Origin of the sequence: Flavobacterium sp. FPG59, from assembly GCF_002150205.1 — a bacterium.
GTDB lineage: Bacteria > Bacteroidota > Bacteroidia > Flavobacteriales > Flavobacteriaceae > Flavobacterium.
On sequence record NZ_MTCA01000059.1, the window covers coordinates 1 to 16,584 of the forward strand.

Genomic DNA, 16,584 nt, shown 5'->3' on the forward strand with positions numbered 1-16,584 from the left:
CGCAAAAAATATTAAAATCATATATGTCACGAATAATTTTTGTAGCTTTTAAATATTCTGGAAGAGTACCTTTTGTAATTCCTTTAAGACAAAGAGTGAATACTTCTGTTTTGTCATATCCATATCCAATTTCAAAAGGAACCCATGTTGAGTATAAAGTATTAGGTGAAACCAAAACAATCATATGCGAACTGTTATTAATTCCCATTTTTATAGAATTAGTAACACCTACAGCGTTATTGGTTTGATGGTGAATTTTTAAATCTTTATCATATTCATCAAAATATACATCAATACCAGCCTTAATTAAATAGTCGGCAATTTTTTTAGCTTCTTCTTTATCTTTTTTCTGATGTGAAAGGAATACACATTTTACTCCTTGTTTAAGAAAGTCTAAACGGCTAGTAAATTTGGTTGGCCAATAATATCGATTCAGTGCCATTTTTTTCAATAATTATTTATACATATGGTTGGTAAGGCTTTCATATAACTTGTATATATGTCTGACAAAATCAGACATATCACACCTAAATAAGGTAGCTTTGTCTGACAAGAGTCAGGTTTTATTTAATTTCAAATATAGAATATTTATTTTACAAATCATCAAACGGATTTTTATTTTGTTGTGTACTTTTCTTATGTATCTGCTTTTTAATCAGGAATCGTGAAGTAATATTTTTTTATAAATTAGGAATTATTTACTTGTTTTAAGGAACGTTGTCTTTATATATTGTCTCTTCAGTTATGAGTAATGTAAGTATAGCCCTGACAGTAGCGTAAAGCCTATGCAGGTTGAAAACCACTTTTTATGGCGCTGGCAGAGCGACCGCAGGAAGCTCCTGAAAGTGCCTAGAAAAAGGGTTTGAAACCAAATAGCTTGCAGCGTATGGCGGGAATAGCTCCCGAAAAAATAGCATAAAAAAACTCCACTACTTGCGCAGTGGAGTTTTATGAATCTTGAAATAAAAGGTTTTAGTTCACTAATACCCATTGTCCTGAGGCGATTAGGCTTTCGGCTTTTTTGTATTTCATTTCTTGTGTTTGACCGTTGGCCACGTTTTGAATGGTTACGTTGTCATTGCGATTGATTTTTGGCATGTCGCGAGTGATGGTCTCTGTAACTTGACGTTGCTGTGTTTGTATGGCTTCTTGATTTGCACTTTCGCTGCTTACAATTTCATCTTTTGAAGTGGTGTAATCCTCAACGGGAGTTACATCAATGGCTTCTTGAATGCGTTGGTTTTCTTGAGCAGGCAAATCTCCTTTGAACAAGAATGAAATCACTTCTTTGTTTACATTATCTATCATGGCTCTAAACAAGTTGAAGGCCTCTAGTTTGTAAATTAGCAACGGATCTTTTTGCTCGTGTACGGCTAGTTGAACAGATTGTTTTAGCTCGTCCATTTTGCGCAAGTGTTTTTTCCAAGCTTCGTCTACAATGGCTAGTGTGATGTTTTTCTCAAAATCAGCAACTAGTTGTGCTCCTTGAGACTCGTAAGCCATTTTTAAGTCGGTAACAACATTCAAAGATTTAATTCCGTCCGTAAATGGAACTACGATGCGCTCAAACTGATTGTTTTGATCTTCATAAACGCTTTTGATTATCGGGAATGCTTCACGGGCGCTACGAGCTGTTTTTTCAGTATAATAATCTAATGTTGCTTTGTATACTTTTCCGGTAAGATCCATTGGGTTCATTTTGGCGAACTCACTTTCGGTTACTGGAGATGTGATCGAGAAATAGCGTATTAATTCAAATTCAAAGTTCTTGAAATCATTTATTGCTTTGTTTTGCTCAATAATTACTTCGCAGGTATCATACAGCATGTTTGCAATATCCAGCTTTAAGCGTTCGCCAAACAAGGCGTGACGACGACGCTTGTAGACTACTTCACGCTGCGCATTCATTACATCATCATATTCTAACAAACGCTTACGTACTCCAAAGTTGTTTTCTTCTACTTTCTTTTGAGCGCGTTCTATAGATTTGGTCATCATAGAGTGCTGAATCACTTCGCCTTCTTGTAATCCCATACGGTCCATTACTTTGGCTACACGTTCAGAACCAAACAAACGCATTAAGTTGTCCTCAAGCGAAACATAAAACTGAGAACTTCCAGGATCACCTTGACGTCCTGCACGACCACGTAATTGACGGTCAACACGACGCGAGTCATGACGCTCTGTACCTACAATGGCAAGTCCGCCAGCAGCTTTTACTTCTGGAGATAATTTGATATCGGTACCACGACCAGCCATGTTTGTAGCAATGGTTACTACGCCTGGTTTTCCAGCTTCCTCCACAATTTGCGCTTCTTGTTTGTGCATTTTAGCATTCAATACATTGTGATTGATGCCACGCATTTTTAACATTCGGCTTAGTAATTCTGAAATTTCAACCGATGTTGTTCCAATAAGTACTGGTCTTCCAGCTTTAGACAATTCGGTTACATCTTCAATAACAGCGTTGAATTTTTCACGTGTTGTTTTGTAGATAAAATCTTCTTTGTCTTTTCTAGAAATACCTCTGTTAGTTGGGATTTCTACTACATCAAGCTTGTATATTTGCCACAATTCGCCAGCTTCTGTAACTGCAGTTCCAGTCATTCCGCCTAGCTTGTTGTACATTCTGAAATAGTTTTGCAAAGTAACCGTTGCAAAAGTTTGTGTAGCAGCCTCGATTTTTACATTTTCTTTGGCTTCAATGGCTTGGTGCAATCCGTCAGAATAACGGCGACCGTCCATGATACGACCCGTTTGCTCGTCTACAATCATGATTTTGTTGTCCATGATTACGTACTCTACATCTTTTTCGAATAAAGCGTAAGCTTTTAAAAGCTGTGTCAATGTATGGATACGCTCACTCTTGATCCCGAAGTCTTGAAATAATTTTTCTTTCTCTTCGGCTTCAAGGTCTTTCTCTAATTTTTTCTTTTCGATATTGGCAATTTCAGTTCCAATGTCTGGTAGGATAAAAAAGTCAGCATCTGTATCACCAGATAGGTACTGTATTCCATTATCTGTTAATTCTACCTGATTGTTTTTTTCTTCGATAACAAAGTACAATGCCTCATCAATTTTGTGCATTTCTCTTTTGTTGTCTTGCATGTATTGATTTTCGGTTTTTTGAAGCAGTTGTTTGATACCTTCTTCACTCAAAAATTTAATCAATGCTTTATTCTTAGGTAAACTTCTGTAAGCTCTTAGCAATTGAAATCCACCATCTTTAGTGTTTCCTTCTTTGATTAGTTTTTTAGCCTCAGATAAGAAACCGTTTGCTAATTGACGTTGAAGACTTACTAGGTTTTCAATTTTTGGTTTTAATTCATTGAACTCGTGACGATCTCCTTGTGGAACTGGTCCAGAGATAATTAAAGGAGTTCTAGCATCATCAATCAATACGGAGTCAACCTCATCTACAATAGCATAATTGTGTTTTCTTTGTACAAGGTCATCTGGAGAATGAGCCATGTTATCTCTTAAATAATCAAAACCAAATTCATTATTGGTACCATAGGTGATGTCCGCATCGTAGGCTTTTTTACGACCTTCAGAGCTTGGCTGGTAATTGTCAATACATTCCACCGTCATACCGTGAAATTCAAACAATGGTGCTTTCCAAGTACTATCTCTTTTTGCAAGATAATCATTCACCGTTACAAGGTGAACTCCGTTTCCGGTCAAGGCATTTAAGTAAAGTGGCAATGTAGCTACTAAAGTTTTTCCCTCACCAGTTTGCATTTCGGCAACTTTACCTTCGTGCAATACCATTCCGCCTATTAACTGAACGTCATAGTGAATCATATCCCAAGTGATTTCTTTACCTGCAGCGCTCCAAGAATTAGCCCAGATGGCTTTGTCTCCATCTAAGGTGATGTATGTTTTTGTGGCAGATAGTTCACGGTCTTTTGGGGTAGCAGTTACCTCAATTTGGGTGTTGTCTTTAAAACGTCTAGCTGTTTCTTTTACCACTGCAAAAGCCTCAGGAAGGATTTGCATTAATGTTTTTTCTGAAATTTCGTAAGCTTCTTTTTCAAGGGTGTCAATAGCCACGTAAATATCCTCTCTCTTGTCAATATCTACAATGTTTTCTACTTCTACCTTTAGAGCAGCAATTTTAGCGTCTTTGTCTGCGCGATCTTGTTTGATTTTTTCTTTAAAAAAAACAGTTCTACCTCTTAACTCATCATGTGATAAAGCTTTAAGGGGTTCCTCGAATGTTTTAATTTTAGTGAGATAGGGTTGTAGTGCTTTGACGTCTTTTTGAGACTTGTCGCCCACAAAAACCTTGATTATGCTGTTTATGAAACTCATGATATTTTTATATTTCTAATTGTGTATTTGCGTAAATTTAAACCAAAAAAAAGCCTCTTTTGAGACTTTTTAATTGGTTTGTTTTTTAATATTCATCCTCATTCCAAAGATAATCTTCGTCTGTGGGATAATCTGGCCATATTTCTTCCATTGATTCATATATTTCGCCTTCATCCTCAATAGATTGAAGGTTTTCTACTACCTCTAATGGAGCTCCAGCTCTAATAGCGTAGTCAATAAGTTCGTCTTTGTTAGCAGGCCATGGTGCATCACTTAAATAGGATGCTAATTCTAATGTCCAATACATCTGTTGTCGATTTAGTTTTGTGCAAAAATAAATTTTTTACTGAAAAATACAAGTAAAAAACGATTTATTTTTAGTTAAAGTTAAGAACGTTTATTTTTAGTCTTCAGTGATCAGTCTTCAGTGGTCAGTCTTCAGTGATCAGTATAAAACTGCAAACTGAGACTGCGCACTGCTAGCTGAATACTATTTTCTAGGAATCCATTGAACTTCATCCGCTTTTAAGTCGTAGGACAACTTTCGTGCCAACACAAAAAGGTAGTCAGAAAGTCGGTTTAAGTACTTAATTGCGATTTCAACAACGGGTTCATCATGACTTAAATGTACGGCTAGGCGCTCTGCTCTTCGGCATACACAGCGTGCAATATGACAATATGACACAGTGGTATGACCACCAGGCAATACAAAATGTGTCATTGGTGGGAGTGCTTCTTCCATAGCATCTATTTCATTTTCTAATAATTCTATATCCGTTTCAATAATGCCTAAGTTTTGCAAACGTAATTCACCGTTTTTCTTAACTTCTTTTTCTGGCGGCGTTGCAAGAATGGCACCTACCGTAAAAAGGCGGTCTTGAATTTCAATTAAAATATCTTTGTAATGGGCATTCATGTCTTGGTCCCGAATAAGACCAATATGAGAGTTCAACTCGTCAACAGTTCCGTAACTTTCTATACGAGCATGATCTTTGGCTACTCGTGTACCGCCAAAAAGGGCTGTAGTGCCTTTATCGCCAGTTTTTGTATATACTTTCATTAATGGGAGGTTAGTTTTTATAAAAAAAAACAAATTTAAGCTATTAATTTTATTAATGCTGCAACAAATTGGTCTAATGAATTAGCACTTAAGTTAAAATACAAATCTGGTTCAATGCATTCTATTTCCATCAAATAAAGTTCGTCTTCAATGACAATTCCATCTACACGAGCGTACAACAAATCCTCTTGAAAAGTATTGACTACTTTTTGTGCTTTTTGTATGAGTTCTGCTGATGGTTCTACCAGCGTATACTTTCCTCCGTAGAGTGATTGTACTCTAAAATCACCAGAAACGGGTTTTTTATTCACAGCATGAGAGAATTTCTTATCAAAAAAAATGAATGATGTTTCACCCAATGTTTGAATCTCTGGCATGAATTCCTGAAGCAGCAATTCTTTACTGGCAGCTATAGATTGATATTGATTGTTTATGGTTTGAATTTGTGTTCGATCAAACACTTCGGTGAGATAAGATCCTGCCGAAAAAGCGGGTTTTATGACTGCTTTATTCCAGTGATTTGGGATAAGTTTTGCAAGATCCAGCTGTTGGGTTTTGTCAATAAATATAGTTTTAATGATGGGAATTCCCTTTTGCTCTAGCTCTTTTAAATAAAATTTATGAATATTATTTTTTACCGTATCAATGGTGTTTAGTGTTTTAACGCCTAATTTTTTAATCTGGTCAAGCCAAAGTATAAACGCTTGTTCTTTTTCAAAATAGTCCCAAGTATTTCTAAATACCAAGCAGTCAAATTGAGACCAATTGATGCTTGCATCGTCCCAAACTGCAGCAACTGCCTGAATGTTATATTTTGCCAGTGCTGGAATTAGTTTTTGGTCCTCCAGATTTAAATTAGGAAGTTTTTCGCAGGTAAGTAAAGCGATTTTCATGTATGGGAAAGTTTATACGGTGCTTTAAAAAGAAATTGAAATTATATTTTCTACTCTAGATTAGCACTCGTAGGGGAATTTCTAATTCGTTTTACTGTAATTGAATTTAAGTTTTTTTCTAAAAATTACTGTCAAAATAATACTGGATCATTGTTTGGTAAGGACCTACTTTTTATTGAACAAAACTGTAAACTGCAACAGAATACGGATTACTTTGATACATCACTTTCTATAAGACCATCACGCAAACGAATGACACGGTGTGCATAAGCAGCAATTTCCTCTTCGTGCGTTACTAATATTACGGTGTTTCCTTGTGCGTGAATATCGCCAAAAAGCTTCATGATTTCTACAGAGGTTTTACTATCTAAGTTTCCTGTAGGCTCATCAGCAAGAATAATAGAAGGTTTGTTTACCAATGCTCTTGCAATGGCCACACGCTGTCTTTGACCTCCAGAAAGCTGATTGGGTTGGTGGTCCATTCTGTCAGAAAGGTTTACTTGTTCCAGTACTTCGGTGGCACGCTTATTTCTTTCTGATTTTGAAAAACCAGCATAAATCATAGGCAAGGCTACATTGTCTAAGGCAGTCGTTCTTGGTAATAGATTAAAAGTTTGAAACACAAAACCTATTTCTTTATTTCTAATTTCGGCTAGTTCATCATCACGCATTTGGCTCACATCTTTTCCGTTAAGAATATAATTTCCAGATGTAGGAGTGTCAAGACAGCCTAATAAATTCATTAAAGTAGATTTACCTGATCCTGAAGGTCCCATTAATGCAACATATTCTCCTTTATTGATTTGTAAATTAATTCCTTTAAGTACATATACAATTTCATTTCCTAGAACAAAATTTCGCTTAATATCGGTGATCTGAATTAGTGGGTTTGCCATTCTTTATTAAATTTTATTCTTTCGTTACCTGAAAGATGCTGTTAAGTTGAGATATAAAGGTATAAAAGTTTTATTTGAGTAATAAGTAGCACTTTTTTTTATTTGTTACACGAATTGATGTAGTAATTTGATTTGGTTTTCGTTTTTATAAACTAGGATGTCTAAATGCGGGAATCAGTACCTTATACATAGACATGAAATCCTCAGCTAAAACTTCGCAAGACAATCTCTATAATTACTGTTTGTAAAGCATTCTCATTGTTTTAGTCAGTTTTGCACAATTATAGTAATTAGTTGCATAATTTTTTGTTTTAAATTGAAAATGAAATGTTTGCCTATACATTTGTCACGTATTAACCACTAAAACATAAAAAAATGAAAAATACAAAACTAGTATTAGGACTTGCTGTAATTGCAATAGGATTTACAGCTTGTAAAGATGAAAAAACAGAGCAAGCTAAAGGTAAAGTAGACAATTATGTAATGTATGTAGACTCTTTGAGCAATGTAGCTGCAGAGGACACTAAGGACAACTGGATGGAAATAGAATCTGAGTTTAAATTAAAAAGTGCCGAAGCCGAAGCAGCTCTAGCAGACATGGCTGATGACGCTGAAGCTAAAGCGCGTATTGAGGCAAGTAGAGTTAAGTATGAAACGATGAGAGCGAATCTTGAAAAAATGAGAGCCGAAGCACTTGCTGCATTGCCAGTAAATCAAAAACAACAAATGCGTAATGCACTTTTTGGCGAAGGAAAAGTAGGTGATGACATGAGTTTTGTATGGGTTAATAAAAACAATATATTGAATGTGTACCAACAATTTGTGGATACTGTTGAAAGCAATAAAGATGCCTACTCTCGTGAGGATTGGGATGAAGTAAAATTGATGTATGAAGCACTTGATAGCCGTAAAAACACTGTTGAAAAAGAAGGTCTTACCAGTGCAGATAATAATAAAATTGCAGGTTTAAAATTGAAATTTGCACCTATGTATACGTTAAACCGTATGGGAGCAAAAACAAGTGAAATGAAGAGTGCTAAAGAATAAGGGATAATTAATTCAATGTTGAAAATGACAGTCAGTAATGGCTGTCATTTTTTTTTAGGTTCTAATTATAAAATGTTGTTTGGGTTGTTCTCTCCTAAAAAAAATCAATCCCCATTGAAACGTATCAATTGTCACGGTCACTTTTGGATGGTTTTGTATTATTTCCCATGCTTCTTCCATTTCTGGCGACCAATGAATATCATCGAATATCCACAGCGTATCATTTGTTATAGTTGGAAGTAAGGCTTCAAAATAATCTAAAGTTGCTTTCTTAGAGTGATTGCCATCGAAATAAATGAGTTTAAAGTCGAAATTCGAAGGTTTAAAGTCACTTAAATAATTACTAAATTCTGCAACGATTGGATTTACATTATCAAAATGGAATGCTTGAAATTGACTTTTTGCAAGTGCCATTGTATTAGGACATCCTTCCACAGTTGTTATTTTGGCTTTAAAATTCCCTAAAGCTAGTGCCGAAGTTGCTAATCCTAATGAAGTTCCTATTTCTAGAATAGTTTCCGGTTGCAAGTAACGGGTAATTCGGAATAATAATTCGGCTCGTTTCGTAGAGATTCCTGCCGTTCTCGCAATCTTTGCAACGACTCTCGTATTCGATTTGAACACTTTGGATCCCGCACCAAAATCAGTCACTTCAATCGAATTACTATTTGCTAAAAGCGTGTTTCTGTATTTTCTTAAAACAGCATATTCTGGTTTTAATTTTTTATCATAAAAACATTTCGTCAGTAAACTAAATACAAACGGAGAATGTACTGCATGCTCATTTTTGGAGTGCCAAAGAAATTTTAAATATGATTTAAGTTGAAACAGCATAGTACTTTTTTGTTACACATTGATTCTCAAAGATGAAACTCAAAAGGACGCAGTTTTTCTGAAATTTTGTATCTCTTTGGGGTGCTTCGTGCGTCTTTGTGAAAGAAAATTGTAGGTGCGAAGATAGTAAGATAAATGCCGAAACCCAAAATGCAAAACTACCATCCTAGCACTTGGATTATAGAGACGGTATTACCTTGAAGCTTTACGACTTTAAAAAGGTTATATTTGCGCCCTTGAAATTTGCACAAGAATAATATCCCTTTTTTACGATGATGATGGAACAAATAGAACATAAAACGGCTATAAGCTCAGAAGAAATTGACCGATGTATTGCTATTTTAGCACAACTGAATACTGATACCGACCAAATATTTGATATCCCAAAAGAGCAACGAACGGCTTTAATAAAAGCGGCTGGAATGTTTTCTAGACCGGATCGCGACGAACTATCTCGTAGAAAAAAAGATGGAAAATTAGTAGCCAAACGTAAAAAAGAAAAGCAAGATAGAACCGCAAGGAAAGAAACAGGAATCCGTCATGCTAGAGAAGCTAGTGTGTTTATGGCGCCCAAATTATTGGCGTACAATGATCTCGTAAACAAAGAACAATTAGAACTGGAAACACCAAGAAATTGTTACGTATGTAAAACGGAGTTTACTAAAATGCACCATTTTTATGATTCCATGTGTACGGATTGTGGTGATTTTAATTATGCTAAACGTTTTCAAACCGCCGATGTAAAGGGGCAAGTTGCTGTAATTACTGGTTCTCGCTTAAAAATAGGCTATCACATTACGTTGATGCTTTTACGAGGAGGCGCAACCGTTATTGCCACCACTCGTTTCCCAGTTGATTCGGCTTTGCGTTTTTCTAAGGAAGACGATTTCATGGATTGGGGACATCGGTTGAAAATTCATGGATTGGATTTACGGCATATTCCCAGTGTGGAAATTTTCTGTAATTTCATAGAGCAAAAATACGATCATTTGGATATTTTAATTAATAATGCAGCCCAAACCGTAAGACGTCCATCCGGATTCTATACGCATTTAATGGAAAACGAGGAGCGTTCCATAGACACTTTACCGCAACACGCACAGGAGTTATTACTGGATCATATCAATTGTTTGAATGAATTAAAAGTGTTGACTACTGGTTTTTCATCCAATGAAAATATGCCTGTAACTTGGCACGGACCAGAACCTGGAATTGGGTTGCGGGCTTCCGCCAAATTATCGCAGATTCCGTATTCGTTTGACAATGCCTTGGTAGCACAAGAAGTTTTTCCGGAAGGTGAACTTGATGCCGATTTGCAGCAAGTTGATTTAAGAAAAACCAACAGCTGGCGCTTGCGCTTGGGACAAATAGAAACTACTGAAATGATTGAAGTGCAGTTGGTGAATTCCGTAGCGCCTTTTGTATTGTGTAACCGCCTTTCGGAAGTCATGAAGAAAGACAATACGGGTAAAAAACACATCATTAATGTATCGGCTATGGAAGGGAAGTTCCATCGCTTTTTCAAGGAAGACCGACATCCGCATACCAACATGGCAAAAGCCGCTTTGAATATGTTGACGCACACTTCCTCTGGAACTTTGGCAAAAGACGGAATTTTTATGAATGCAGTAGATACCGGTTGGGTCACCGATGAGGATCCCGCTGAATTGGCCAAAAGAAAACAGGAAGAGCAAGATTTTCAACCGCCTTTAGATATTGTAGATGGCGCGGCTCGAGTGATGGATCCGCTATTTGACGGCATCAATACCGGTAAACATTGGTGCGGTAAGTTTTTAAAAGATTACAATCCTATTCCTTGGTAGATAGTGGTTTACGTATTTTTTTTTGAATGGTCTATAGAAATAGACCATTCATCGATAGTTACTCTATCCTATATCTAAATATTTATTTTCTTGTAGATCATTGAATTAATTTTACAATGTTGATTATTTAAAAGGAAATAGATATGATTAAAATTCTACATTGTCAAGGACCAAGAGCATTTTTGTTTTTTTTGCTACTTTTAACCACTACATCAGGTGCACAAGATATACCCTTTAATTGTGATTTCAATGCGTATTTGATTCAAAATAATGATGTGTTTGCTATTGATTTGGCTTCGGGAAATTCTATTTCAGTTGCTCAAAATATCACAGCTGGAAACATCAATGGTGCAGGTTACAATGCTAAAGATGGATATATTTGGGGTTATTTAACTTCTCCATCTAAATCTATTGTAAGAATAGGGAAAAATTTCAATACTACTATTTACACCATTCCTGCTTTGCCTGACGGGAGTAGATATGTGGGTGATGTGAGTCCAGAAGGAATTTATTTTTTTAAATCAGGAGGAAGTACGTATTACAAAATAGATTTAGATCCGGCCTCACCATCATATTTACAGTATTTAGGATCTTTTGAATTGTCACAAAGTATTAACGTTCACGATTGGGCTTTTAATGCTGCAGATGGAAATCTATACACCGTAGAACAAGCTACTAATATTCTCTACAGAGTGAACCCATTAAATGGAGTAGTTACTAATCTAGGTGTTGTGCCTGTATTGTTAGGTAATAATTATACTTATGGTGCCGTGTATTTTGATTTAGCAGGTAGTTTTTATGTATCTGCTAATCAAACAGGAACTGTTTATGTGGTTCGTGATGTGAAGGACTTGAATGGTTTAATAGGGATGAACTCAAACTTATTTGCCTTTGGTCCGTCAAGTTCTAGCAATGATGGAGCACGTTGTCCTACAGCGCCTGTTCCTCAAGAGATTTGTGATAATGGTATTGATGATGATGGCGATAATTTAATTGATTGTGATGATCCATCTTGTTCAGGATATGCTACTTGTCCTGTGTTTGAAGCTTCTATCTCAGGAGCTAATGAGGGCGGACTAGAGAGTAACAATAGATTATCGGAACAAATAAACAAACGAAATTTTAACAGAGTAAAAACTGCTTACAAATTTGATACCGCATCAGCTAAAAAAGTAACAAAACCAAGTTTGTTTTCTAGAAAAGCATCGGGTACAGTACTTAAAGATTTTATTCCTTTTGGAATCATTAACGAGCAATCAGTTGTAGAATCTACACCTACAGATTTACTTTCTATAACCAATGCATCCGAAGTATACTCAGTAGATTATATTAAAAACAATAAAACAATTGCTTCTATATTAGCTTTGAAAACAGATAATGGCGTTTATGAGCATACTAAATTTATTTGTGATCGTTTATTAGGTGCGCAAATTATTTCAGTTTCAACTATTGAAATTAACGAGCAGCCTTTTATCAAAACCATCATAAAAAATGCAGATAATAGTATTGAATATGTATTGAGTTTCTCTGCTAAGAAAGTAAATGCAGATGCGAATTATGCGCTAGAAAGTCATTGGAATCTTGATAAATATCAAAAAAATATTGGTTTCTATAATTTTCAAATTTGGACAAACTCAATAGATGATTTGTTCAAAATAGGGCAAGAGGTTGTGAGTTTAATTCAAAAACAAAAACCAATTTCTGGATATAGTTTGTCTGAGCCACCAACAGTTTTTGTTAAAAAAGGAAGATATGTTAATGGAAACTTAGAATTGCAAATTATCAATACAAATGCTACAAGCACCGTAACTTTTGACGGAGGTTTGAGAAAAACAGAAACTAGTGCTGAGCAAAAAATGAACAGTACAATTGATTTGAATAAAAAATATGTAACGGATATTGTGGTGCCAACGGGTAATTTGTTTGACATTGGATTTAGAATAGGAGATGGAGTTGCCACTCCAGATGATTTATTTTTATCTGATGGGCCTTGGGGAATTGACGCTCCAGCAAGTACAACAACTGTTACTAATTATAGTGTAGGTGTTAATACAAAAGAATATGATACTGGAAGTTTTCCTGTGGAGCGCAACTTAAATCTTACGGCCACCACAACAGATTATGTGGCTGCCTACAGAGCCCTAACTCCAAGGTTTAAAGCAGTAGATTTGTCAACCTACAAAAGTTTGCATTTGCGTGGTAAAGGTACAGGTATCCTAGAAATAGTTTTTGTAAAAAATAGTATTGCAAACTGGGAACAACAGTACAAAGCAACAATTACTCTTACTGGAGATTTACAGGATTTTGCCATACCGTTTACTGCGTTTGTTTCTAGTACAGGAAATCCATTAGTTTTGAATGACATAAAAACAATAGTGTTTAAAATGACTACTCTTGATGGGAAACCAACAGTAAAAGAGATGGATTTACAAACCATTCAATTTTCTAAGAATCTCACATTAGACACAGCAGAATTTGATTTGGCATCACAAGGAAACAAAGTGTCGATATCGCCAAACCCAATAGATGATAATTCAAAACTGCGTTTTACAGCAACGGATGCAGAAAGAGTTGCAATAGAAATTTATAATATAAATGGAAAGTTAGTTTCCACCATTTACCACGATACTCAAGTAGGAAATAATGAAGTTCAGATTTCTAAATCAATGTTGACTTCAGGTATTTATTTTAGTAAAATAATCAGCTCTACTTCATCCTATGAAGTTGTAAAAATAATTGTTAAGTGATTTTGTTAAATAGTTTTTAGTTAGTTTTTTTTTTTTTTTTAGTTAGTTAGTTAGTAAAATGGCTGTATTGTTGTACAGCCATTTTATTTTTAAAATTATTTACTATTGAGCATAATAACATATAATTGCATGATTAAATTAATCTTTTACTCTAAATCGCTTTAATTCAGCTACTGGTTCAATTGCATGGTAGCCTTTCCATATTTTAGGGTCGTATGATTTTAAGGCTACAATGTTGAATTTATTCTCAACAACTTTTGCAACATCAGCATCTGTTACAAGGGAATGTGATAGATTTAAAAATTCAGTTTTAGTTAAAGAGTTGCCTTCAAATTTTATGTCTAATGATAGAATGTCTTTGTCCTCTTTTGTGATTTCAATAAATTTCAAAGGTCGGTTTACATAAAAATAATTGCCATTTTCTTCAGAGGCATAATGCAAGTAGTAATTCTTGTTTTCAGATTTTTTGCGAAACATTAAAATTCCTTTTTTAGTATTCTGAGCTACTTTAATGCCTAAAAGCCATTTTAAATTAACATTGTTAAGTTTCTCTCCCTCATCAAGTTGGTATTCAGCTCTAAGAACGGCATAGTCAGACTCATTAATGTAGAGTTTACCTGTAAATTTTGCATTGCCTTTTTTTGGTGAAAATGAAAGTACAAATGCATAATCGTTATCCTCTGTAAAAGTAGTTCCTTCAAACTTGTAACGGTACAGTTCTGGGTTATTGATAAAATCATGCTCAGAAGATTTCCCTAAATTATTGTTCTGGATGAATTGTGTTAAATTGTATTTTGTGGTTGTAAGCAGCGTACTTTGATCTATTTTTTTATTTTTTGTTTTCTTTTTATTGAAATCTTTCCGCAATGAAATGGTGTCTTGGGAACCAAAGAGTCCACTTTTAATGCGGTAATACTTAGTAGAATCTAAGTGTTTTAGCATTGTTTTTATGCCTATTTGTTTCAACTCTTCTGATGAGGTTGCACTTCCTTCATTTTTGAGAACCGTTGCTTTGAGAACGTTCATTTTATGTGATACAAATGACTTACTGTCTTTTTTAATAGTATGAGTAAATAAATTACACAACATGTCTGTGTACTCTTTTGGAGGTGATTTAACTAAGGTATTGGTGAAGTTTTGAATATCACTATTTACTTGTTTGAGCGCTTGTTTTGAAAAACCTGTAGACTTATTTACATCAACTACAATTTCCTGAGGATTGGTCGCTGTTGATTTTCTAACAAATAGCATGTCTTTGATAGGATTATCGGTATTGCTGTAATTCAAAGAAAGATTTGCTTTAACGGTAGCCATGATTGAATATGGATTTGGTTTTTCACCATTTACTTGTACATCATCTAATTCAAAAATAGTAGGAGTAAGGGCTAAAATGTAATCTAGTTTTGATAATTGACTTACTTTAACTTCAAGATTTTTGTAGCCTAGATAGGTAATGGTTAGTGTATTTTCGTCTTGAATTGCAGTTTCAGATAAGTTAAAAAAACCTTCGGCATTTGAGATTAAATGTTCTTTTTTATCAATATTGATGGTGGCGTAAGGTATGGGCTCTTTAGTAGTGGCATCAATTATTTTTACTGAAATATTTTGTGACCAAGAATATTGAAAAAACAAAATTGTACTCAACAAGAGTAGGTATGGTATGAATTTAGATTTTTTTTTGATGGGTGTGTTTGCAGATTTTACGTTCATTTGAGTTGATTTACAGATTGATGATTGAAATTGATTGTCAAATGTATACGTTATTTCAATACTCAAGTAGTGTAATTGTGCTAATTTTCTGTTAATGTATTCATACGTAAAACCCCATCCCAAGTTATGATTATGAACTTGAGGTGGGGTTTGTTGTATTTTTTTGTGAGTATGTTTGTGAGCGAAAAGTTGGATATTTGCGCAGTATAAGGAAGAACTATTTCATTTCCGAAGGGCGGTTACTTGTTTTTTGGGCAACTAATGCAATGTAGCGCTATGCGTGTATGAAATCATTTTTATAGCCGCAACATTGGGTTTTACTACCCAATCGATAGCAAACATCCAAAACAAATTATCCCAAAGGCAAAGCCAACTTCATATTAATTTTACACCCGCCATATTGCCATACGGCGGTTGTGTGCCGTTGTTATTTTTGAAGTTCTTTGTCAATTTCTTTAATAAGCTCATACGCCTCTGGTTTTGTGTTTTGGTCATAAACCCTTATGTTATTATTACCTAGTTTGACAAGAAATTCTATTGTCTTTTTAAATTTTGGGTCTGCATACATTTTTTCTTCAGGCTTATCTGCATTTTCTATCATTTTATCAAAACACTTGAACAGAAAATCATTATAAATTTTATTAACTTCGTTAACTGCCGGTACATATATTTGGTAATAATTTAAGATTTTCTGTTTTAATTTTTCGTCTTCAATGTAGCCTATTTTGCCACTTGACTTAAAACCTTCATAATTACCAATACTCATTATTTGTCCATGTGAATAAATTGGAAAATCAACCACATTTTTAGACTTATAAATACTGTCAAGTTGGAGAGTAGTTAGTGCTAAAATTTTTTCATAGCCTTTGTTTGAATTTTGGTATCCTTTCTTTTCAATGTCGATATTTTTTATGTCATTCTTAATATCATTCTTTAAATTACCAAGAAACACGGCTACTTCTTCTTGTTGATGTCTGTGTTCACTCCAACTGTGTAACCATATTGAAAGTGTTACAGCAAAAACGATTATGAAAATTTCTATGATGATTTCTTTTGATTTCTCTCCCAAAGTGTGTTCTTTATTTGTCATGGTTTTGTAAATTTTTTTGGTGTGTTTTTTTACTTCTTCTTGCATATAGTTTTGGTTAAAATATTGTTCCTTTAATTTGTCTATTCGTTCATTTTTTTAAACTGTTTTTACAACTTGTATATTGATTTCATGAGATCAATTCAATCTTCCATTATCAATACGTATAAGTC

Annotated in this window: 12 protein-coding genes; 3 read left to right on the forward strand and 9 right to left on the reverse strand. The window is 34.7% G+C overall.

Annotated elements, in window-relative coordinates:
* The 6 genes from FPG59_RS07520 to FPG59_RS07545 form a co-directional block, all read right to left on the reverse strand.
* A partial coding sequence (locus FPG59_RS07520) for a toll/interleukin-1 receptor domain-containing protein (protein WP_140344608.1) occupies positions 1-442 on the reverse strand: 442 nt, incomplete at its 3' end.
* 530 nt (positions 443-972) lie between these two features.
* On the reverse strand, positions 973-4,314 hold the full coding sequence (secA, locus tag FPG59_RS07525) for a preprotein translocase subunit SecA (RefSeq protein WP_086454011.1): 3,342 nt from the start codon (positions 4,312-4,314) through the stop codon (positions 973-975).
* Between the two features lie 85 nt (positions 4,315-4,399).
* Positions 4,400-4,621 (reverse strand): DUF2795 domain-containing protein, encoded by a 222-nt coding sequence (locus FPG59_RS07530; protein WP_007138072.1) that lies wholly within the window; start codon positions 4,619-4,621, stop codon positions 4,400-4,402.
* 183 nt (positions 4,622-4,804) lie between these two features.
* The gene (locus FPG59_RS07535; protein WP_086454012.1) at positions 4,805-5,374 is read right to left on the reverse strand and encodes a cob(I)yrinic acid a,c-diamide adenosyltransferase; all 570 of its coding nucleotides are present in this window, start codon (positions 5,372-5,374) and stop codon (positions 4,805-4,807) included.
* Positions 5,375-5,409: 35 nt separating this feature from the next.
* Positions 5,410-6,267, reverse strand: coding sequence for a RimK family alpha-L-glutamate ligase (locus FPG59_RS07540; RefSeq protein ID WP_086454013.1), 858 nt, complete (start codon positions 6,265-6,267; stop codon positions 5,410-5,412).
* Positions 6,268-6,476: 209 nt separating this feature from the next.
* Complete coding sequence (locus FPG59_RS07545) at positions 6,477-7,163, reverse strand: ABC transporter ATP-binding protein (RefSeq protein ID WP_086454014.1); 687 nt, start codon at positions 7,161-7,163, stop codon at positions 6,477-6,479.
* A 375-nt stretch (positions 7,164-7,538) separates the two neighbouring features.
* On the opposite strand from FPG59_RS07545, the gene FPG59_RS07550 reads away from it, so the two are divergent.
* A complete protein-coding gene (locus FPG59_RS07550) occupies positions 7,539-8,210 on the forward strand; it encodes a DUF6565 domain-containing protein (protein WP_086454015.1) in 672 nt (223 codons plus the stop codon).
* A 54-nt stretch (positions 8,211-8,264) separates the two neighbouring features.
* Here the strand turns inward: FPG59_RS07550 and FPG59_RS07555 are convergent, their stop codons facing one another.
* Positions 8,265-9,044, reverse strand: coding sequence for an O-methyltransferase (locus FPG59_RS07555; protein WP_086454016.1), 780 nt, complete (start codon positions 9,042-9,044; stop codon positions 8,265-8,267).
* Between the two features lie 272 nt (positions 9,045-9,316).
* On the opposite strand from FPG59_RS07555, the gene FPG59_RS07560 reads away from it, so the two are divergent.
* Both FPG59_RS07560 and FPG59_RS07565 read left to right on the forward strand, forming a co-directional pair.
* Complete coding sequence (locus FPG59_RS07560; protein ID WP_086454017.1) at positions 9,317-10,867, forward strand: SDR family NAD(P)-dependent oxidoreductase; 1,551 nt, start codon at positions 9,317-9,319, stop codon at positions 10,865-10,867.
* A 143-nt stretch (positions 10,868-11,010) separates the two neighbouring features.
* Complete coding sequence (locus FPG59_RS07565; RefSeq protein WP_086454018.1) at positions 11,011-13,614, forward strand: T9SS type A sorting domain-containing protein; 2,604 nt, start codon at positions 11,011-11,013, stop codon at positions 13,612-13,614.
* Between the two features lie 138 nt (positions 13,615-13,752).
* Here FPG59_RS07565 and FPG59_RS07570 read toward each other — a convergent pair whose 3' ends face one another.
* Both FPG59_RS07570 and FPG59_RS07575 read right to left on the reverse strand, forming a co-directional pair.
* Positions 13,753-15,447 carry a carboxypeptidase-like regulatory domain-containing protein gene (locus tag FPG59_RS07570; protein ID WP_254906666.1) on the reverse strand — a complete coding sequence of 565 codons (1,695 nt, stop codon included), beginning with the start codon at positions 15,445-15,447 and terminating at the stop codon, positions 13,753-13,755.
* A 304-nt stretch (positions 15,448-15,751) separates the two neighbouring features.
* The gene (locus tag FPG59_RS07575; protein ID WP_086454020.1) at positions 15,752-16,459 is read right to left on the reverse strand and encodes a DUF6090 family protein; all 708 of its coding nucleotides are present in this window, start codon (positions 16,457-16,459) and stop codon (positions 15,752-15,754) included.
* Between the last annotated feature and the right edge of the window lie 125 nt (positions 16,460-16,584).